Here is an 18,230-nt window from a genome sequence, read left to right on the forward strand (position 1 = left end):
TCAGCTTTCCTCAGGCTTGTGCCAGGGGTAGGGGTTGTCATCGTAGTCGACCTTGATCGGGTCGAGCTTGGTGTCCACACTCGGGGACGGGGGCTCGTCGCCGCTGCTCTCCTCCGCCTGCGACAACTGACTACAGAATGATTCCCACACGTCGATGACGGACCACTCGGCGTTGTCGTAGTTCGAGGCCGCGTGGAGGACGCCGGCACGGAGCTGGTCCAGCAGGCCAAGTTTATCGACGGTCTCGCCGTCGTCGCTCGGCACCCCGAAGAGTCGCTCCTGGATGCCCGTGAGTCGAACGTTGAAGGCGTCGGCGGCCTCGGAGCTGTCGCCGATCCAACCGAGCTTGAGGTCCTCCCAGGTCTTGCCGATGGTTCCCCAGTGCTCGGCAATGGTCGTCGAGATGAGCTCGATACCCTTGGCGGCGAGGTGCATCGAGTGCGGAGACACGTCGATATTTGTCGACAGGGAGTTGTAGTCGACCTCGGCCATCGCGTCACCCCTGCTGCCTCTAGTCCATCCTGTCACCGAGACGTTAGCCAGGACCAGGGCGGGTCTTCCAGCCCCCATTTCGGGGACGTTGTCGCCGTCCACCCTGGACATCGAGAGTCTCGGGCATGGAGATGGATAGGGATGACATCGGCAAGGCCGTGGGCGTCACCGACGCAGTGCCCGTCGAACTCGACCAGACCTGGAAAGAGGGCCGCGACGTCGACGGCGACGTCAGCAGCACCGACGGCGACGACTCCTCGCTGGTCTTTACGCCCCCGGAGGGGGACGGTAAGAACGGCTACGTCGACGCGGACGGCAACCCCGTCGACAAAGACGGTCGGGACATCCCGCAGTCCGACGGCAAGGGCGGTTGGGTCGACAGCGACGGCACGCCCGTCACCAAGGACGGCGCGCCGTTGCCGGCTGCCGACGGCTCGATTCCCGAGCCGACAGGCAACAGTTGGATGGTCAGCACCGGCAGCATTCGTGAGGCCGAGGACACGATTCTCGGCCGGACGAAAACTGAGATCGGCGTTTTCGAGGAGTTCCGTGACAGTGTCATGAGCAGGGCCAGCTGGATCTTCTACGCCGAAAGCTACGAGCATACCGTGGTGCACCAGTTTGGGAGCAAAAATCCGAGGCCGGGCAACGACCCCCGGGCGTACCAGAACGACGAGATCACATACGAACCGAGCGTCGTGGACCCGCACCCGGAACAGACCGAGCAGCTGCAGTACTACCAGTACCAGATGCTGCAGTCCATGGGTGGGGCGCTGGAGCTGGTGGGCCAGTACGTCGCCAAGCTGAACAACTCGGCCCAGCTGTACGCCTCGGCCGACATCGCCTCCGCGCCGCCCACCACCTGAGGCTCGGCGACGCGGTGTCGGCTCCTGGCGCGGATTTCCCGAGCAGCTCGTGCACCCGGACCGGGTTCCACCCGGCCTACGGCACGCTCGCCATACGTATGGGCTCTCGACCACGACCATCGTCAGGTACGCGAGGCGCATTCGCCGCATGGGACGGCCCGGGCGAGGCGCCCGGGCCGTTCCTGCGCCGTCGGGTCAGTCGCTGCTCCGCGTCGACTTGGCGCCCACCGAGGACTTCGGATCAGCGGCGCCCCGGTCGGCCGTCTCGTCGGGCGGTGGCGCGCTGACGGGTTCGCCGGCGGAGGTGACCGGCGTCCGTACGGCAGGCGACGGCGTGGCCAAGGGTTTCTCCGGAGTCCCGGTGCTCGACGTCGCCCGCTCGTGGTTAAGCCTGACCGACGGTGGCCGGACCGCCGCCGCGGGGGGCGGCGGAGGATCGTCGTGGGGCGGCTCGGCCGGCGCCTGCGTCTCCTCCGGTGCGGTGTCGGCATCGTCGCTCAGCAGCCGGCGGATGCGGAAGACCAGCAGCACCGCCGCGGCCAGCGCGACCAACGCGACGATCACCAGCAACGTGGTGCGCCCGCCGCCGGAGCCCGGTTCGATCGAGGCGAGTTGTTTCGCCCGCTCGCCGGCGGGGGTGGCCTCCTCGGGCAACACCGTCGTCACCGACGCGGCCGGGTTGATCAGTCCGTAGCCGAAGCTGCCGTCCGGCACGTCGCCGTCGGTCATCTTGTCGGAGGTCACCTCGATCCGGTGCGCGACCTGCTCCGCTGTCAGATCCGGGTATGCCGAGCGCACCAGCGCCGCGGTGCCGGCGACGAACGCGACGGCGTACTGGGTGCCGCTGCCAGTCCAGTTGCCGGTGCCGGTGATGCCGACGCTGCTGACGTTCACCCCGGGGGCGACCACGTCGATGCCACCCCTGCGGTAGTCCGCCGCGGCCTGGCTGTCCACGCCGATGCCGGCGACGCGTAGGGTGCCCTCGCCGATCTCCGCCTCGGGGTTGACGGGCTGGGAGCCGAGTGACGCCCCCAGCACCACGAGGACGTTGCGCTGTGTCGCGGCGGCGATGGCGTCGGTGACCACCTTCTGGGTGGTGTCGACGTACGAGCCGAGCGCGACGACCGTCGCACCGGCGCTCACCGCGGCGGTGATGCCCGAGGCGGCATCCTGGGCCGACACCTTCGTGCCGGTGCCCGCGATCCGCACCGGCATGACGGTGGCGTCCGGGGCGACACCAGCGATGCCAACGGTGCCGCCCTGCGCGACGATCAGGCCCGCCATCGCGGTGCCGGTGCCGAGACAGTCGGTGTCACCCCGACCGTTGCCGCTGGTGAGATCCGAGCCGACCGCGACGTGGCCCTTGAGCTGCGGCAGACTCCCGTCGACACCGGAGTCGACGACGGCGACGAGCTGCCCCTTGCCCTTGCCCTGCGGCCACGCCTTGTCGGCGGCCAGTCGCAGACCGGCCCAGTTGGACGAACCGCTGGACGCTGCGGCGGTGGCGCACTTCCCACCGCCGCTGTCGCCGCCCTTGGGTCCGCCGGGCTTGGGCGAAGCGGTGCCGGAAGCGCCGGGGCTGCCGGGTTGGCCACCCGGGGAACCGCCGCTGGAGCCGCTGCCCGGCGCCGGCGCGGGCGAGGGCCCGACCGCCGCGGGCGAGGGCTTGACCGCTGCGGGCGAGGGCTTGACCGGCCCGTTCGGGGCCTTGTCAGGCAGAATTCCGTATTTCACCTCGGCGCCGACTGCGTCCCAGGGCAGCACCAGCAGCCAACCGGCGTTGAGCTTGGCTCCGTCGATGAGCGTGGCGCCGTCGGGTTGGGGGCGCCCCACGTTCAGGTTGAAGATCTCCACCGATCGGGCTCGGTCGCCGAGGACGCGCCCGGCGATCTCGGTGAGGTTCTCCTTCGCCCCGCCCTGGGACGAGGCGACGGGGTAGTACTTGACGTACCGATCGTCGGCCTGCGCAGCTGCCGCGCCGAAGCCGAGCACGCCAACCGCCACGGTCAACGCCAGGACGACCCGCGCTGCCACCCGCGTGATCAGGGACATTTTCCACTCACCCTTGTCGATGGAATGCTCCCCCGTCCGCCGAGAGCGGAGGCGGGATGATATGTCGGATCGAGATCAGTTCGATCTGCTCGGCTCGCCGGCCGGGCTCGTCAGGTGGAGCGAGACCACCGTGCCGGCGGATTCGCGCCGGACATTGACGTAGGACAGCTCGGCGACGGTCACGCCCGTGAGGTCGCCCGTGACGTCCTGCACGCCGGGCCGCCCGCGCCAGGCCACCACCCGGTGCGCCGCGCCGTCGGTCGTCACCGCGGACAGGACGTACGTCTTGCCCTCCACGAGCCCGACGAGGGTGGCGCGCACCCGCGTGCCACCCTCGTCGAGTCCGGTCAGGAACACCGAGATGGTGACGCCTGACCTGTCGTCCCTCGTCGAGGCGTTCGCCACCTCCGTGGTGATCGAGCGGCCGCGGGTGGCGGGCTCGCGCAGGAGCGCGCTGAGACCCAGACCGCCGACGACCAGAACGATGGCCAGCAGGGCGCTGAGACGGACGAGACGTCTGCGCCTGCCGCGCGTACGGGAACCGGCCGGCCCGGTCCGGTCGCCGCGTGCGGAGGGACGGCTGCCGCGCCGCGGCGCCGGGCGTGTCCCCGGCGCCGCGGGCGCGGTGGCGCTCCCGGACCGCGCAGCCATGGCTGCCATCTCCAACAGAGCGACGGTGTCGACGACGGCGTCGCCCCTTTCCCGGCAGGGCGCGCACTCCTGCAGGTGCCGGTGGACGGCGTCACTCTCCGCCGGGCTCAGCTCGCCCAGGAAGTGCAACCCGAGGGTGGCATCCTCGACGTGAGCGTCGCCGGTGCGGTCGGTCATCACGGGCCTCATGACTACTTGGTGAGCATCCAACGCTGATCACGGGCGCGGTCCTGCCTCGCGTACTGCTCGACCAGGTAACCGTTCCAGGTGCCGTCGGGGTTCGGCGGCCCCAGGTCGTCGCCGAGCAGGTCCATGACCTTGCCGGAGTTGCGGTTCTTGAGGTAGATCTGGCCCTCGCCGGCGTCGATGAGCTGCCACTCGCCGTTCGCCTTGACGGCCGGCGTCTTCACGACGACCAGCTTCGCGTAGTTGTCCTTCGACGCGTTCTCGACGGCGAGCTTCTTGCCGTTGAAGGCGTTCGTGATGGTGACGTACCCGCCGCCGGCGTCGGCGATCTTCCAGTACATGTCCGCGGTACGGAGATTCACCCACAGGTTCACCCGGGTGTTGTCGGCCGCGCCGGCGACATCTTTGCCGGGCATGTTGAGGAACGATCCGGCCCACACGTTGTACAACAGGTACTTCGCGCCCGGGTCGAACTGCACGCCCTTGGGCCTGCTCGAGGGGGGCGCGGACGGTGCCGGAGAGGACTTCGATGGCGCCGGTATGGGCGGCACCACCACCGACGGCGTGCGCGTGCGCGTGGGTGCGGGCGTGGGCGTTGACGGGGACGTGGGCGGAGGCGACTTCGGGCCGGTCGGCTTGGCCGCCTGGCGGTCCAGTCGGGAGTCCTTCTCGTACAGCGCGGCGTTCCGCGCGACCTCGTGAGCGAGCTGCGGCACGCTGGTGCGCGGCAGGCCGTTGGCCAGGCGGATGACGTCGGGACCCCACTGGTAGGCGCCCAGAGCCAGCGTGTACGGGTCGGCGCCGCTCAGTCCGGTGAACTGGTCGGTCATGTCGCACATGGCGATGCTCAGCGCGGGGATGGCGTCGACCGGGTCCCACATCGACGAGTCTTGACGTGGCTGGTACCGATCCCACAGGTCCGGGGTGAACTGCGCGATGCCGGCCGCGCCCGACGACGAGCGCCGGTTGGCGTCGAAGCCGGACAACACCCGAAGTTGCGCGGCGATACGGGCCGGCGTCATCGTCGGACAGATCTTGCCGGCGGCGTTGATCGTGCTCACGAGGTTGTCGGGGACCTTCGGCCCGGCGGTCTCCGGACCGCCGGGCGCCGCCGCCTCGGCGTTCGGGCGGAACTGCGGCTGATCGGCGTACCAGTTCGCATACGCCTTCACCTTGTCGACGTACGCCTCGGCGGAGCTGGGCACGCCCTTGGCAGCCTTGACCGCGTCCACACCCACCTGGCCGGCGGCGACCGCTGCGGCCCACAGGTCGCCCTTGACGCCGGCGGAGCGCAGCGTGCCGACGTATTCGCAGGTTCGATGCGCCAGGGCGAGGATGTTCGCCCGCCGGTCGGTGCGCTGGGCGTCATCCCAGGGCTGCCACTTGCGCCAGGTGTCGTCGTCCATACCGGCGACGCCGCGACTGCCGGCGGTCCCGCCGAAGGCGGTGGCGGCCATCACCTGCGCGGCGACCTTCGGCGGTGTGAGCGACGGGCAGGAGAGCGCCGCGGACACGACGGACGCGACATCCTCGTCCGACACCGCCGCGCCCTTGAGCTTGTCGCCGGTCGCGATCGCGGGCACCACCTCGAAGGCGAGGGCGGCACAGACCACGATGGTGAGGGACAGCGCCACCACCTCGGCGCGTCCGCGGGTGGTCGATAGGAACCGTCGCCACGCCGGGCGTGACGTCACTCTTCCAGTCATGTTTCCACTTCTCGAATCACTCGGTGAGCGCCCACGGGGTCGTACGCGAACGGGACGTACGGATGAGGGCTACGGTTCACGCCGTCCGGTCTTCTTCTGCGGCCCGTTCTCGGCGCGGAGGTGGAAGCTACGGCCGGCCAGACTTTCGCGCAGCTCGCGCAGTGCGTGGAACGTCCGGGACTTCGCCGCGCCTACCGGGACGTCGAGGATCTCAGCGACCTCCGACTCCGGTCGGTCCTTGAAGTAGACCTCGACGACTGTCCGACGCAGCCGTTCGGGTAGCGCGTCCAGCGCCGCCCGCGCCTCGTGCCGGTCGAGCATTCGCTCGGCCGGGTCCTCCGCTCGCGCGTGCGTGTCAATGTGCTCGGCGGAGAGTTCCTGGGGTCGGGCCTCGACCTTTCGCACCTGGTCGATGAAGATGCGCCTGGCCATCGTGAAGATGTAGGCACGGCTCCAGCGACCGTCCGCGTGTCGCGCCACCGGGTCACGCCAAGCCCGTAGCAGGGTTTCCTGCACGATGTCCTCAGCGCGGTGGACGTCCCCGCCGGTGAGCCGGGTGAGGAGGTTCAACAGGACCGGGCCGTGTGTCTGCTGAAGGAACCGCAACGCCTCCCCATGGTCCTCGGCGCCGCCCCCTGCGACGGCCGCCGATTGCCCCGGATCCGGGACGTCCGGGTCCGAGCAGGCGTGATCGTGGCCACCGGACATGAGAGCGAAGGCGTTGACCACCCGGACCTGGTGCCGATCTGCTGGCGTCATGTCACCCTCTGCGGCCTGTCGTGGGGTGACGGCAGCGGAAAGATCATGTTTCTCCATGGTGGATTCAGCTGAGAATGGCCTCGTGCTCGGCCGATGGCCTCGCCATCTTGCGTACCGGGTGTCCCATCGGCCAGTTCGCCTCGACGTACACCGGCACATCGTTGACGACCAACCACTGCAGGATCGGCAGGACGAGCCCTAGCCCGCCCGCAGGATCCGGGCCCGCCGCTCGCGCAGCCAGACCAGCGCCACCATGGCAATGTTGACGGCTGCGAGGATCAGCAGCGACGCATCTCCGGTATCGGTGGACCGGTCGATCGCGTAGGGCTCGCCGTCGGCCAGCACCGTGTTGACGATGCCGAACAGGACGTTGTTGGCGACGTGGAAGGCGACCGGCGCCTCGATGCCGCGGCTGATGATCGCCATCAGGCCGGTGCAGAGACCGATGAAGGTGAAGTAGCCGAAGAACCAGGGGTCACTCGACCCGTGGAGCGTGGCGAAGCCCAGGCTGGACACGACGAGCCCGACGGCCAGGGCCGGCCGGACCGCACGCACCCAGGACGCGGCGGCGGGCAGCAGGGCGCTGCGCCACCACAGCTCCTCGCCGGCGGACTGCAGCGGCGTGGTCAGTACGGTGACCACCAGCAGGGCGATCGTCGTGCCACTGACACCGAACCCGACCCAGGGCGTCGAGTCCCGCGCGACCAACGCCGTCACACCGATCCCGGCACCCACCAGCAGCGCGGCTCCGACCAGGTAGGTGACCAGGCGGCGGCCGTCGAAGGCCCGGGGTGAGCTGATCAGGCTGCGCCACGGCACCCCGGCGATCCGCGCCAGCAACAGGAGCGCCACGACGCCCGACGCGCCGATGCTGAGGTTGATGCCCAGGGACTTCAACGGTGTCATGGTGGGGGACATGGGGTCGTCGCTGCCCTCGATGACGCCCACGAGCTGCCAGGACAGCACCTGGAGGATCAGCATCACCAGCGGCGGCACAGCGAGGATCAGCAGGGGCTTCCACCAGGCCATACGCAGGTGGGCTCCGAACGGGCGGGAAGGGTCGACGGCGGGCGGCGAATCTGCTGGTGTCAACAGTCGCGGGATTCCTGCGTCGGTGGGGATCGGGTGACCCGTCGTCTTCTGGGAGCCGTCGGATCGTGAGGCGTTCATCGCGAAAATGCCTTTCGTTGAAGCTGATGGACAGCCCGCTACGCCGCTCATCGCGCCCGCCGGGCAGTGGCATCACGTCAGCGGCGCACCGTGACGCCCTTCTCGAACTTCTCCGGTCCGCCAAGCCGACGCAGCATCAGGTTGCGGGCGGTGTTGTCGCCGTACCGCACGGCGGGGTCCGCAATCGCGCACAGCGTCATGCCCTCGGCGATGTGCTGCTCCGTGACCGGGGAGCAGGTCACCACGTCATCCGCCGGGCACCGCACCACCTGGTCCAGCTCGGCATCCGTGGTCTCGTCCAACATCCCCGCGGCCACCAGGCGCTGCGTCGCAGCGGTCATGCTCGCTCTCCCTGTCGATGCGTCGGACCCGGCGCCGGACTGTGCCGATTGGTCAGGGCTAGACCCTGGCAGCGACCCGGCATGCGGTCGAAGACAGAAGTCGAGGTGTTCATGCCGATCGGGCATCGTTCTACGCGTCTGCGACTTCCACTAGACACCCGGCCGTAGCGGCACACTCAAGCCGTAGGAGTGTGATCTGAGCGACGGCCGGAGCTGATCCGCAGCGTCCGCTGCCTGCGGTCCCGCACCTCACTGGTGTCCCGTCAGGATGTCCGGGACCGACTGGCCCCCCGCATCGGCACGACGATGGCGCCGGTCGGATACGCCTCACTGATCATTCTGGCAATCGGCATCCCCGTCGGCCTGCTCTCCGGTCTTCCCGCCCAGTCCTTTCGGGCCCGCCGAAAGCTCACCAAGCAGAAAGGCCAGTCCAACGGCGCATCGCACCTGAGATCGATGTTCCAGGTACCGGGACAGACGTCGGCCGCCCGAGGACGATGTGCAGCGATAAAGGTCGATGAATCGGCCCAACGGGGCCGCCGAGGCGACCGGTGTTCCCTGGCGAGGAAGGCCCGCCCCAATCCACCGGTGGCAGCGGCCTGGGCCTGTCCATCGTCCGGCGCCTCGCCGAAGCCCACGGCGGCACCGTCAGCGCGGCGAGCGAGATCGGTGTCGGCAGCACCTTCACCCTCAGCCTCCCGACAGCGTGACCGGCCGCACCCACGCCCTGACATGACGGCTCGACCCGTAGTCGAAGCGATGTCCTGCAACTCACCCGGGCGTGAGGGCCCGGCGCGGCTCGGCCGCCCGGCGGACGGGACTGACCACAGCAGTGACGGAGCCATCGGCGATGGCACGTGCAGTTTCGGGCCGTCGGGTGCGGTTCGTTCCTCACCCTCGCCGGCGCGATCATCTGCTGGCGCCGACTCCAACGCTCAAAGAGTCGGGGTCTCTTTGTCGGTCGCGACCAGTACCACCGCGTCACCTGTAGTCGTGATGCGGTGGCACTGACAGCAGGCCGCGATCGCTGCTGTCATGGGGGACATGGCCACCGCACCCATCATCGACCGGCTCGATGTCACCCATGGCGCCTTCCACGAGCGGCTTCTCCCCCGGGCCTCACGGTCCGTGAGTCCGCCGCACCGATCGGCCGACTTGGTCGGCGCACCGACGACGTCGACCCGGTGCTCGACCTCCTCGACCTGGCCGGCCGCAGGCGGCCCAGCTCTGCAGCCCTGAGAAACGGGCGCGACCACCGTGCTCACCAACCACCGGCCGAGGAGGCGGGGCAGCGCGCCGACCGCTTCGGACTGATGCACCACTGCTCCATCCGCCGTGAAAGCACCATGGCCACGCTGACCCACGTCCAGCGACACCCGACTCGCCGGGTCGTCAGTACCTGAGAGACCGTACGAACCTGAGGAGCCGCCCATGTACAAGCCCGACCTTCCTGACCCGCCCGCTGACCCGGAAGCGCCGCGCACGTCCCGACTCACCGTTCCCCGCCTAGTGGCTGCCGGCGCCGCGGTGTCCCTGCTCGTCGGCCTCGGTGCCTGGTCGCAGTCGTCCTCGGCGGCGCCGGCGGTCGCGACCGCCGAGGATGCGGTCACCCACGCCGAGAATGAGCGGGTGGCCAAGGGTGCCCGGTGGACGCAACACTACTTCCCCTCCTCAGACGGGTCGGACGTCGAGTTGCACGCCGACGTCCTGCTGCCCGAGAACCTGCCCGAGGGCGAGAAGGTACCGGTGATCCTGTCGGTCGGCTCCTACTTCGGGCACTCCGGCCAGATGGACGACGAGAAGCACCCGCACACCGGCCCCTCGAATCGCTTCTACGACTTCATCGAGGGCACCGACCTGTTCTCCCGCGGCTACGCGTTCGTCATGGTCGACCAACGCGGCTTCGGCGGCTCCACGGGATGCCTCGACTTCCAGGGCCCCGGCGAGCAGGCCGACGTCAAGGCGGCGATCGACTGGGCCGCCACCCAGCCCTGGTCCACCGGCGCCGTCGGCATGTACGGCAAGTCCTACGACGCCATCACCGGCCTGATCGGCAACAACCTCGACCAAGACGCCCTGAAGGCGGTCGTGGCCCAGGAGCCCATCTGGGACCTGTATCGCAACATGCGCTCCAACGGCGTACCCCGCACGACCCTCGGCAACGTGGCCACCAGCTACAACCGGATCGCCAGCCTGCCCCCGCTGCCCGACGACGACGAGCGCTACCAGGCCAACGCCGAGTACGAGAAGAAGCACCCCTGCGTGGCCGTCAACGCGATCCAGTACCTGACCGCCGCCTACGAGTCCGAGTACTGGCAGACCCGCGACTTCGCCCGGCGGGCCAAGGGTAGCGACACCCCGCTGTTCTTCACCCAGGGCTTCACCGAGTGGAACACCGAGCCCGAGGGGATGGAGGAGTACCTCTCCAACCACAAGGGCCCGCAGCGGGGCTGGCTCGGCCCGTGGGACCACAAGCGGGGCAACGAACGTGCCGCCGACGGTCGGCTCGAGATGGGCCGCGACGGCTGGTTCGCCGAGGTCATCTCCTTCTACGACCAGTACCTGCGCGGCGTCCAGCCGACGCTCGCCTACCCCGCGTACGCCGTCCAGGACAACACCGGCCGGTGGCGTGCCCAGGACACCTGGCCAGTCGTGGGCAGCTCGCCCACCCTCGCGCTGGCCGGCGGCCGATACCTCGACGACAGCGCCGAGGCCGATCCTAAGGTCGATACCGGCAACAGCTTCTACCGCTGGTCACAGCCGGTGCGCCAGGCGACCCGGGTGACCGGCACCCCCCGCCTGTCCCTCACCGCCCGGGGCCACGGCAACCTGATGGTCCGGCTCTACGACGTCGCTCCCAACGGCACCGGGGTCTTCTTCAACGAGCAGGTGGCAGTGGTGAACGGCGGCAAGCTCGCCTTCGACCTGAAGTCGAACGACTGGACCCTCGCCGCCGGCCACCGCCTCGCCGTGCAGATCGGCACCATCCAGGCCCCCGGGCTGTTCAGCGACTGGACCGACGCACCCTCCAACCAGAGGATCACCGTCGAGAACGTCCGGCTCAACCTCGACCTGGACAACCCGCGCGACGACCGCCCGACGGCCGGCGAACGGGCCGTGTTCCTCGACACCCACACCGCTCTCTCCACCACCGAGAGGATGCCCATCGGCAAGCCCAGCTTCACCGTCCCCGCACCCCTTCACTGAGGCGGCTCTCGCACAGACTTCGATGAAGTCACGACGCCTGGCCGGTGACATGCAGATGTCGGCTCACCAGGCCGGCCGATGAATCGGGATGAGGATGGTGACCGTCGGTCTGCCGGTGGGCCAGACCAACCCGGCGACCCACCCCTCCATCCTCACTGTCTGCCGTCGACCCGCCCTGCGGGGAGCGGGCCGCCGTCCGGCCCGCCACGTCGAGATGGCCGTAACGCACGGTCGAACGCTGGCGGGTTGGGCGGTGGTCTGCTCGGCTTGCCCGGGTCGTCGGCTGGCGGATGGCCCACGCAGCCACCCAGCGACCGCAACGCGCCGACGTGGTTGCCACCATCTCGCAGCACGAGCGCCCCCGCCTGAGGCGCAGCACCCGCAACCCCCTCGACCGCCGCCAGCTCGCCAACCCGGCCGGCGTGCGCTCCTCGACGCCGCGCGGGCTCGTGGCGCGCGGCCCGGCCGGCTGCCGGCCCACCACCCACCGGTCAACGCCTCATCGGCAGAGGCAACGCTGTGCGAACTCGCGTAGCCGCACCCGACGATCGGCGCCCGCCAGCCGAGGTGCCGTTCGTCGGTGGTGTCCTGCGGCGACGCCGGCCCGGTCGGCGGTCGGGATGGCGCCGCTGCGAACCGGGTGCCGTCGCGCTCAGTCCATGACGGCGGTGGCCTCGACCTCGACGAGATAGTCGGGGCCGGCGAGGGCGCTGACGCCCAGCCCGGTGAAGGGCGGAACCGGAATGATCCCGAGCTTCGTGGCGGCCCGGGTGATGCCGTCGAGCAACGGGGTCATCTTGTCCGGTGTCCAGTCGACGATGTACACGGTCAGGCGTACCACGTCATCGAATGAGCCACCGACCCCGGCCAGGGCTGTCGCGACGTTGAGGTAGCACTGCTCGACCTGCGCGGTGAGGTTTCCGACGCCGACCGTGCCGCCGTGCGCGTCGACGGCCACCTGGCCGGCGATGAAGACCTGCTTCGCGCCGGTCGCGACCGCGACGTGACGGTACAGATCGACCGCCGGTAGGCCTTCGGGATTGACGAACGAAACGGCCATGGTGAACTCCTTCTGGATGAGGCCGCCGATCAGCGACGCTATCGGTGCAGGTGCGGCTCTCGGGGCTGGTCGACGGTGGGTGTCGCCTGAGCGGGATCCACGTCAGGTGGTGGGTCGTTGCAGCGCGTCCATGACGAGATCGAGCAGGTGGCTGCTGCGGGTCTCGAAGTTCTCGTCCGGGCTGATGCGCCAGAGGAAGCCGACCAGCAGTAGGAGGTCGTCGGCGGTCACGTCGGCGCGGACGTCGCCGGCCTGTTGGCAGGCGCGCAGCAATGTACCCATGGCGTCGACGACCGGGTCGTACCCCTCGGTGGCGAGCTGTTCTCTGGTGGAGCTGTGCAGGGCGCCGGCCAGGCCGTGCTTGATCCTGCCGTAGCTGCCCAGCTCGTCCAGCCATCGCCGGAGCGCTGCGAGCGGAGGGTTGCCGGTGGCCAGCCGGGGTGCGGCGTCGATGAGGTCCTGGACGTCGCGACGGTGTACTGCCAGAACGAGCGCCTCGCGGTTGGGGAAGTTGCGGTACAGGGTGCCCTGACCGATGCCGGCGAGCTTGGCGATCGACTGCATCGAGGCGTCCGGGTCCTGCTCCAGGGCGGTACGCGCGGTGTCGAGTATTCGGGTCCTGTTGCGTTCGGCATCGGTCCGCCGGATCGGTCCCTGCCGCGCACCGGGTTGCGACCGGTCATCGGTGCTGCGATCCATGTCACTCCTGTTCGCTGGCGAAGTGGACAGGTGTCCGCTAACGTCGGGGGCATGCGGACACCTGTCCGCTTACAGATCCATCTTAGCCACGGCAGCCGTCCCCAAGGAGTGGTGGGGCTGCGTGTGTGCGCGAGAGGAGACACGACATGCAGGACAAGCAGGACAAGGTGGCCGTCGTCACCGGTGGCACCTCGGGAATCGGCTACGCCATCGCCCAGGAGCTGATCGCCCGCGGCATGCGGGGCGTCATCACCGGCCGCGACCAGGGGCGTGTCGACACGGCGGTCGCCGAGCTCGGCCCGCGAGCCTCGGGCGTACGCGCTGACGTAGCCAGCTCCCCCGACATGGACGCGCTCTACGGCCACGTCGCCGAACACCACGGTCGCCTCGACGCCGTCTTCGCCAACGCGGCCAGCGGCCACCACTCCGTCCTCGGGGCGATCACCGAGGAAGAATTCGACCGGACCTTTTCGGTCAACGTCAAGGGCGTGTTCCACAGCGTGCAGAAGGCGCTGCCGCTGATGCGCCCCGGCGGGAGCATCACGATCATCGGCTCGACCGCGTCGATCCACCCGCCGTACGGGATGGGCCTGTACGGCGGGGCGAAGGCCGCGGTCCGCAACTTCCTGCGGTCCTGGATCCAGGACACCAAGGGTTCCGGCATCCGGATGAACGTGCTCAGTCCCGGTGCGGTTGACACCGAGTCACTGCGTGACGCCCTGGCCAAGGCGTTCGGGGCCGACGGTGTCGCCGCGCAACTGGAGACCATGGGTGCCGGCAGCCCGATTGGACGTATCGCCGCCCCACGCGAGATCGCCACGGTCGCGGCGTTCCTCGCCAGCGACGACGCCAGTTTCATCCACGGCGTCGAGCTGTTCGTTGACGGCGGCATGGCCCAGGTCTGACCCGGGGGCAGGTCCGAGTCGGCCAAGGAGGCCCTGGACCGCTGCCCCCGTCCCGAGCCGCGCAGGGCCGGCCCCGCGGCCGGCACAGCAACCCGAGGAGAACCACAACCATGACAGGCACCGAGAAGACAGGTACCCGGAACAAGGTCATCGCCATCACCGGCGCCAGCAGCGGGATCGGCCGGGCCACCGCACTGGCCCTGGCCGCCGGTGGGGCGGCGGTCGTCCTCGGCGCCCGGCGGAGCGACCGCGTCGAGCAGCTCGCCGATGAGATCCGTGAACGCGGCGGCCAGGCCGTCGCCCTGGCGACCGACGTGCGGCGGCGCGACGACCTCATCCGCATGGTCGGCACCGCGGTCACCGCATTCGGCCAGCTGGACGTTCTGGTCAACAACGCCGGCATCGGCCCGATCTCGCCGCTGGACGACCTGCGCGTCGACGAGTGGGACGACATGATCGACGTCAACCTACGCGGTGTACTCCACGGCATCGCCGCCGCGCTGCCGGTCTTCCGCCGCCAGGGGTACGGACACCTGGTGACGGTGGCGTCCACCGCCGCGTACCGCACCGTCCCGGGGCAGGCGGTGTACTCCGCGACGAAGACGGCCGTGCGTACGGTCTGCGAAGGGCTGCGGCAGGAGGTCGGCGACACGATACGCGTCACCGTCGTCTCCCCGGGCTTCGTACACACCGACTTCGTCAACGCGGTCGCCGACCCCGACACCCGCGCCGCACTGTTGGCCAGCCGCGACGCCATGGCGCTGGATCCCGCAGCGATCGCGGACGCGATCGCCTACGCGGTCACCCAGCCGGACCAGGTCGACATCAACGAGATCGTGGTAAGACCCACCGCACAGCGGTGACGGCAGTGGACTAGAAGAGGGCGGTGGGATATGGACGTCCCACCGCCCGAAGACCACGCGCCGGGACCGGTTGTCGGCATCAGGATCGGTGCTTGCCGAGGAGGGTGCGGGGGATCTGGCGGCGGCCGGCGCGCCGGCGCAGCCACGACTCCGGGACGCGTGGGACTTGTCCAGCAGTGGGGAGAAGTGTTCCTCCGGTGGGTACGGAATCCGACGTGCGGAAATGCGAAATCGCAGGTCGGAGTGGGTGCGCTCGGATGCCGTTCAGGGCCGTTGCACGCTGTTCAACGCCGTTCAGTGCACCCGTCTCGCCTTCGGCTCGCCCATGCCTCCAGCGCAACGAGCAGTCATGCGGCGGCGAGTGCCGCACCGGCTACGGCCAGGGCGATGGCGACCCGATGCCGGCGGCCGACGTGCTCACCTAGCAGCACGGCGGCGAGGATCGCCGTCACCGCGGGTGTCGCGGATGAGATGACTGCCGCGGTCGTGACGTCAGTCCGGGCGAGCGCGGCGAGCAGCAGCAGGTTCGAGCCCCCGTCCAGTACGCCGGAGAGCAGGCTGAGACGGAAGGAGAGGCGGTCGCCTCCGGCGGGTCGACGCAGGGCCAGCCACCAGAGGATCGCGACGATGAGCACTCCCGACCGCGCGAGCACCAGCGCTCCCAGGCCCTGCCGCGATGGCACCTGCGCCATCAGGAAGACGAATGCGCCGAATCCGAGCCCGGCCACCACAGCCGGCACCACTGCCTGAACGTGGATCTTGCTGCGGCCGCGGTGGTCGCTGTCGCGGGCCAGCAGCGCAACGGCCACGACGCACAGCACGCCACCTACCCAGGCCTGCGGGCGGGGTACGTCACCGAGGGTGAGGCTGCCCAGTGCAACGGTCAGCGTGGTGACGCAGGTCGTCAGGGGTACGACGACACTCACCCGGCCGGCCGTCATCGCCCGCATGGACACCGGGAGGGCGGCGCCGCCGACGATCCCGGCGAGCAGTCCGACCCCGGCCGAGGCCCAGGACAGGCTGGGCCTGCCGCCGGACGCGATCAGCACCGCGATGGCTACCAGGCCCAGCGACACGGGAGCCTGGGTGAGCGTCACGACGCTTGGGGATGAGCGGCGGGCCGCGGTTCCCGACACCGCGTTGAAACCGGCGAGCGCCAGTGTCTCAGGCAGGCGAACGTCTGGCCGTTGAGCGCCACCATCAGCGGGCCGGCCGAGTAGCGGTGGCCAGCACCGGCGCGGGCAGCCGGCTCATCCCACGGGCCCGGTGGGACGGGGTCCGCCGTACGCGGTCTCGCCGGCAGCGGCCGCAGCGTTCAGGTATTCCACGACAGCGGTCACGGGTTCGCTACGTCGGTGGGCGCGCCGACCGGTCCCGCCCGCCTGCCACGGCCTCGGTCCGTCGAGGGGGCGGTATTCGACGCCTGCGGCGTCCAACCGTCGCAGATGGGCGGCCAACGCGTCGAGACGGGCGGTGCGGTCCTGGCCACCGCCTGTCCAGGCGACGTCGGCGAAGGAACATGTGCGCGGGTACATCATGTAGTCGACCTGGCGGGGTTCGCGGATGAACTCGGTCCACAGCTGGCACTGCACGCCGGCCACCCCTGCTCGTTCGCTGTCGCTCCAGGCCGCCGTCACCGGCTGCCAGGTCTGGACGTCGGCGAGAGTGACAGGGCCGCCGATGGCCAGCGGCTCGTTGGGGTCGTCGGCCTGGGCGTAGTCGAAGTAGGTCGGGATCACCGGCGCGAGGACGACGTCGTGGCCCGCGCTGGCGGCGCGTCGGGCGACTTCTTCGCCTCTCCAGGCCATCACCACCTGGTTCGCCCCGGCTGCGCTCGACGCGTCTGAGGTGGCGAACCCGTCGTCCCAGGTGACGAGCCGGTGGCCCCGGGCGGTGACAATCTGCTCGACGTCGGCGACGAACGCGGCGAAGACCTGCCGTGGGCCGGACAGGCCGCGCCTGGCCGCCTCGGCCAGGACGTCCGGGTCTCTGGCCCAGGCATCCAGGATGGACTCGTCGGCGCCGATGTGTAGCCACGGGGAGTCGAAGAGGTCCATGGTCTCGCCGAGCAGGCGCTCGAGGAAGTCGAGGGTGTCCCGGCCTGGGTGCAGCAGGGCGTCGTTGACTCCGAAGTTGGTCAGCACCTCGCGGGCGCCCGTCGCTGGCGAGCCGAGCTGCGGGTACGCGGCGAGCAGGGCCCCGCAGTGGCCGGGCAGTTCGATCTCCGGCACGACGGTGACCCCGCGCTGCCCTGCGAACCGCACGATCTCTCGCAGGTCGTCCTGGGTGTAGTAGCCGCCGTGGGGGGTGCCGTCGAAGACGTCCTCGTCGTCGAAGTGACTGATCTGCGTCTGGGTGCGCCATGACCCGACCTTGTGCAGACGCGGGAACGCCTTGCTTTCCACACGCCAGCCCTGATCATCGGTCAGGTGCAATTGGATGATGTTGATTTTGTGTGCGGCGAGCACATCGATGTGCCGGAGCAGCTCGTGTTTGGGTAGGAAGTGCCGGGCCACATCGATGAGGGCACCTCGCCAGCCGTACGCCGGGGTGTCGTTGATCTCGCACGCGGCGATCTCCCACGCCATGCCGGGAGGTGGGGTGCTGCGATAGCCGTCGACCGGTAGCAGCTGCCGGAGTGTGTGTACGGCGTTGACGATCCCGGCGACCCCGGCGGCCTCGAACCGCACGTGCTCGCCTTCGGCCGCCAATCGGTAGGACCCGGGGTCACCACCGGTGTCGGCGTCGATGACGCAGACCAGGCGAGCGCCGGATTCGGCGCCACCGGCAGCGCGCACCTCGAACGGCAGCAGCCGCAGCGCCGCGGTGACGGCGGTCAGATCCTCGGCGGGGGTGAGAACGGCCGCGCGAACGGAGTCGCCCAATCGCACGGTCCCGCCGAGCGGGGTCGTCCGGCGGGGCGCCGGCACGAGGGCGGCGAGTCGCTCGTGTGCGGTTCGCATGTCAGAAACCTCCGCGGCGGATCCGCCCGGCGTAGCGGGCTTCGAGGACGAGGTTGTGCTCGTGGCCGCCGGGGACGTTGGCGGAGCGGTAGACCGGCGGGGGGTCGCCGGCGTCGACGTACCGCCGGACGATCTCCGCGACCACCATCTGGACGAGGATCGCGGAGGTGACCGACGAGATCGCGCAGACCTGCGTGCCCTCGCCTGCGGCGAGGAGGGTGTCGCCGGGGGGGTGCGGCGTTGTCCAGGACGACGTCGGCGAGCATCCTGGCGGGCGGCGTAGCAGCGGGTCGTGACACCTGGTTGCGGG

17 protein-coding genes and 1 pseudogene are annotated in these 18,230 nt (G+C 69.9%); 5 read left to right on the plus strand and 13 right to left on the minus strand.

Going from position 1 to position 18,230, the window contains the following annotated elements:
• The gene (locus ACFY3U_RS22410) at window positions 1-492 is read right to left on the minus strand and encodes a hypothetical protein (RefSeq protein ID WP_387204899.1); all 492 of its coding nucleotides are present in this window, start codon (window positions 490-492) and stop codon (window positions 1-3) included.
• 125 nt (window positions 493-617) lie between these two features.
• Here ACFY3U_RS22410 and ACFY3U_RS22415 point away from each other — a divergent pair, with 125 nt between their 5' ends.
• The gene (locus ACFY3U_RS22415; protein WP_387204902.1) at window positions 618-1,358 is read left to right on the plus strand and encodes a hypothetical protein; all 741 of its coding nucleotides are present in this window, start codon (window positions 618-620) and stop codon (window positions 1,356-1,358) included.
• A 195-nt stretch (window positions 1,359-1,553) separates the two neighbouring features.
• Here the strand turns inward: ACFY3U_RS22415 and ACFY3U_RS22420 are convergent, their stop codons facing one another.
• From ACFY3U_RS22420 to ACFY3U_RS22445, 6 genes and pseudogenes are all read right to left on the minus strand, one after another.
• Window positions 1,554-3,410 carry a S8 family serine peptidase gene (locus ACFY3U_RS22420; RefSeq protein ID WP_387204905.1) on the minus strand — a complete coding sequence of 619 codons (1,857 nt, stop codon included), beginning with the start codon at window positions 3,408-3,410 and terminating at the stop codon, window positions 1,554-1,556.
• Window positions 3,411-3,485: 75 nt separating this feature from the next.
• Window positions 3,486-4,238 (minus strand): zf-HC2 domain-containing protein, encoded by a 753-nt coding sequence (locus ACFY3U_RS22425; RefSeq protein ID WP_387204908.1) that lies wholly within the window; start codon window positions 4,236-4,238, stop codon window positions 3,486-3,488.
• Window positions 4,239-4,252: 14 nt separating this feature from the next.
• Window positions 4,253-5,953, minus strand: coding sequence for an RICIN domain-containing protein (locus ACFY3U_RS22430; RefSeq protein WP_387204911.1), 1,701 nt, complete (start codon window positions 5,951-5,953; stop codon window positions 4,253-4,255).
• 69 nt (window positions 5,954-6,022) lie between these two features.
• Window positions 6,023-6,769: a sigma-70 family RNA polymerase sigma factor gene (locus tag ACFY3U_RS22435; RefSeq protein WP_387204914.1), complete on the minus strand. Its 747-nt coding sequence runs from the start codon at window positions 6,767-6,769 to the stop codon at window positions 6,023-6,025.
• A 141-nt stretch (window positions 6,770-6,910) separates the two neighbouring features.
• Window positions 6,911-7,933: a CPBP family intramembrane glutamic endopeptidase gene (locus ACFY3U_RS22440; RefSeq protein ID WP_387204917.1), complete on the minus strand. Its 1,023-nt coding sequence runs from the start codon at window positions 7,931-7,933 to the stop codon at window positions 6,911-6,913.
• 47 nt (window positions 7,934-7,980) lie between these two features.
• Window positions 7,981-8,247 (minus strand): annotated as a pseudogene (locus ACFY3U_RS22445) (serine hydrolase); the annotation flags it as partial.
• 527 nt (window positions 8,248-8,774) lie between these two features.
• On the opposite strand from ACFY3U_RS22445, the gene ACFY3U_RS22450 reads away from it, so the two are divergent.
• Window positions 8,775-8,933 (plus strand): ATP-binding protein, encoded by a 159-nt coding sequence (locus ACFY3U_RS22450; RefSeq protein ID WP_387204920.1) that lies wholly within the window; start codon window positions 8,775-8,777, stop codon window positions 8,931-8,933.
• Between the two features lie 225 nt (window positions 8,934-9,158).
• On the opposite strand, the gene ACFY3U_RS22455 is transcribed toward ACFY3U_RS22450, so the two are convergent.
• Entirely contained in the window at window positions 9,159-9,542 is a 384-nt protein-coding gene (locus tag ACFY3U_RS22455) for a hypothetical protein (RefSeq protein ID WP_387204923.1), read from the minus strand.
• Between the two features lie 112 nt (window positions 9,543-9,654).
• Here ACFY3U_RS22455 and ACFY3U_RS22460 point away from each other — a divergent pair, with 112 nt between their 5' ends.
• Entirely contained in the window at window positions 9,655-11,430 is a 1,776-nt protein-coding gene (locus tag ACFY3U_RS22460; RefSeq protein WP_387204926.1) for a CocE/NonD family hydrolase, read from the plus strand.
• A 652-nt stretch (window positions 11,431-12,082) separates the two neighbouring features.
• Here the strand turns inward: ACFY3U_RS22460 and ACFY3U_RS22465 are convergent.
• Both ACFY3U_RS22465 and ACFY3U_RS22470 read right to left on the minus strand, forming a co-directional pair.
• Window positions 12,083-12,490, minus strand: a complete 408-nt coding sequence (locus ACFY3U_RS22465; RefSeq protein WP_387204929.1) for a RidA family protein — start codon at window positions 12,488-12,490, stop codon at window positions 12,083-12,085.
• Window positions 12,491-12,592: 102 nt separating this feature from the next.
• Window positions 12,593-13,189 carry a TetR/AcrR family transcriptional regulator gene (locus tag ACFY3U_RS22470; protein WP_387204932.1) on the minus strand — a complete coding sequence of 199 codons (597 nt, stop codon included), beginning with the start codon at window positions 13,187-13,189 and terminating at the stop codon, window positions 12,593-12,595.
• Window positions 13,190-13,335: 146 nt separating this feature from the next.
• Here ACFY3U_RS22470 and ACFY3U_RS22475 point away from each other — a divergent pair, with 146 nt between their 5' ends.
• Window positions 13,336-14,094: an SDR family NAD(P)-dependent oxidoreductase gene (locus ACFY3U_RS22475; protein ID WP_387204935.1), complete on the plus strand. Its 759-nt coding sequence runs from the start codon at window positions 13,336-13,338 to the stop codon at window positions 14,092-14,094.
• A 110-nt stretch (window positions 14,095-14,204) separates the two neighbouring features.
• Window positions 14,205-14,957 (plus strand): SDR family oxidoreductase, encoded by a 753-nt coding sequence (locus tag ACFY3U_RS22480; RefSeq protein ID WP_387204938.1) that lies wholly within the window; start codon window positions 14,205-14,207, stop codon window positions 14,955-14,957.
• A gap of 347 nt (window positions 14,958-15,304) precedes the next feature.
• Here ACFY3U_RS22480 and ACFY3U_RS22485 read toward each other — a convergent pair whose 3' ends face one another.
• From ACFY3U_RS22485 to ACFY3U_RS22495, 3 genes are all read right to left on the minus strand, one after another.
• Window positions 15,305-16,054 (minus strand): GRP family sugar transporter, encoded by a 750-nt coding sequence (locus tag ACFY3U_RS22485; RefSeq protein WP_387204940.1) that lies wholly within the window; start codon window positions 16,052-16,054, stop codon window positions 15,305-15,307.
• Window positions 16,055-16,207: 153 nt separating this feature from the next.
• A complete protein-coding gene (locus ACFY3U_RS22490; protein WP_387204943.1) occupies window positions 16,208-17,920 on the minus strand; it encodes a beta-N-acetylhexosaminidase in 1,713 nt (570 codons plus the stop codon).
• 1 nt (window position 17,921) lies between these two features.
• Entirely contained in the window at window positions 17,922-18,068 is a 147-nt protein-coding gene (locus ACFY3U_RS22495; RefSeq protein ID WP_387204946.1) for a hypothetical protein, read from the minus strand.
• Window positions 18,069-18,230 lie beyond the last annotated feature (162 nt).

The sequence above is a fragment of the Micromonospora sp. NPDC000089 genome (genome assembly GCF_042899365.1).
Lineage (GTDB): Bacteria > Actinomycetota > Actinomycetes > Mycobacteriales > Micromonosporaceae > Micromonospora.

Coding starts and splice junctions, on each gene's coding strand:
- ACFY3U_RS22415 (WP_387204902.1), top strand. CDS start 618: ATGGAGATGGATAGGGATGACATCGGCAAGGCCGTGGGCGTCACCGAC.
- ACFY3U_RS22475 (WP_387204935.1), top strand. CDS start 13,336: ATGCAGGACAAGCAGGACAAGGTGGCCGTCGTCACCGGTGGCACCTCG.
- ACFY3U_RS22425 (WP_387204908.1), bottom strand. CDS start 4,238: ATGACCGACCGCACCGGCGACGCTCACGTCGAGGATGCCACCCTCGGG.
- ACFY3U_RS22490 (WP_387204943.1), bottom strand. CDS start 17,920: ATGCGAACCGCACACGAGCGACTCGCCGCCCTCGTGCCGGCGCCCCGC.
- ACFY3U_RS22480 (WP_387204938.1), top strand. CDS start 14,205: ATGACAGGCACCGAGAAGACAGGTACCCGGAACAAGGTCATCGCCATC.
- ACFY3U_RS22435 (WP_387204914.1), bottom strand. CDS start 6,769: ATGGAGAAACATGATCTTTCCGCTGCCGTCACCCCACGACAGGCCGCA.
- ACFY3U_RS22495 (WP_387204946.1), bottom strand. CDS start 18,068: ATGGTGGTCGCGGAGATCGTCCGGCGGTACGTCGACGCCGGCGACCCC.
- ACFY3U_RS22465 (WP_387204929.1), bottom strand. CDS start 12,490: ATGGCCGTTTCGTTCGTCAATCCCGAAGGCCTACCGGCGGTCGATCTG.
- ACFY3U_RS22470 (WP_387204932.1), bottom strand. CDS start 13,189: ATGGATCGCAGCACCGATGACCGGTCGCAACCCGGTGCGCGGCAGGGA.
- ACFY3U_RS22410 (WP_387204899.1), bottom strand. CDS start 492: ATGGCCGAGGTCGACTACAACTCCCTGTCGACAAATATCGACGTGTCT.
- ACFY3U_RS22440 (WP_387204917.1), bottom strand. CDS start 7,933: ATGAGCGGCGTAGCGGGCTGTCCATCAGCTTCAACGAAAGGCATTTTC.
- ACFY3U_RS22460 (WP_387204926.1), top strand. CDS start 9,655: ATGTACAAGCCCGACCTTCCTGACCCGCCCGCTGACCCGGAAGCGCCG.
- ACFY3U_RS22420 (WP_387204905.1), bottom strand. CDS start 3,410: ATGTCCCTGATCACGCGGGTGGCAGCGCGGGTCGTCCTGGCGTTGACC.
- ACFY3U_RS22430 (WP_387204911.1), bottom strand. CDS start 5,953: ATGACTGGAAGAGTGACGTCACGCCCGGCGTGGCGACGGTTCCTATCG.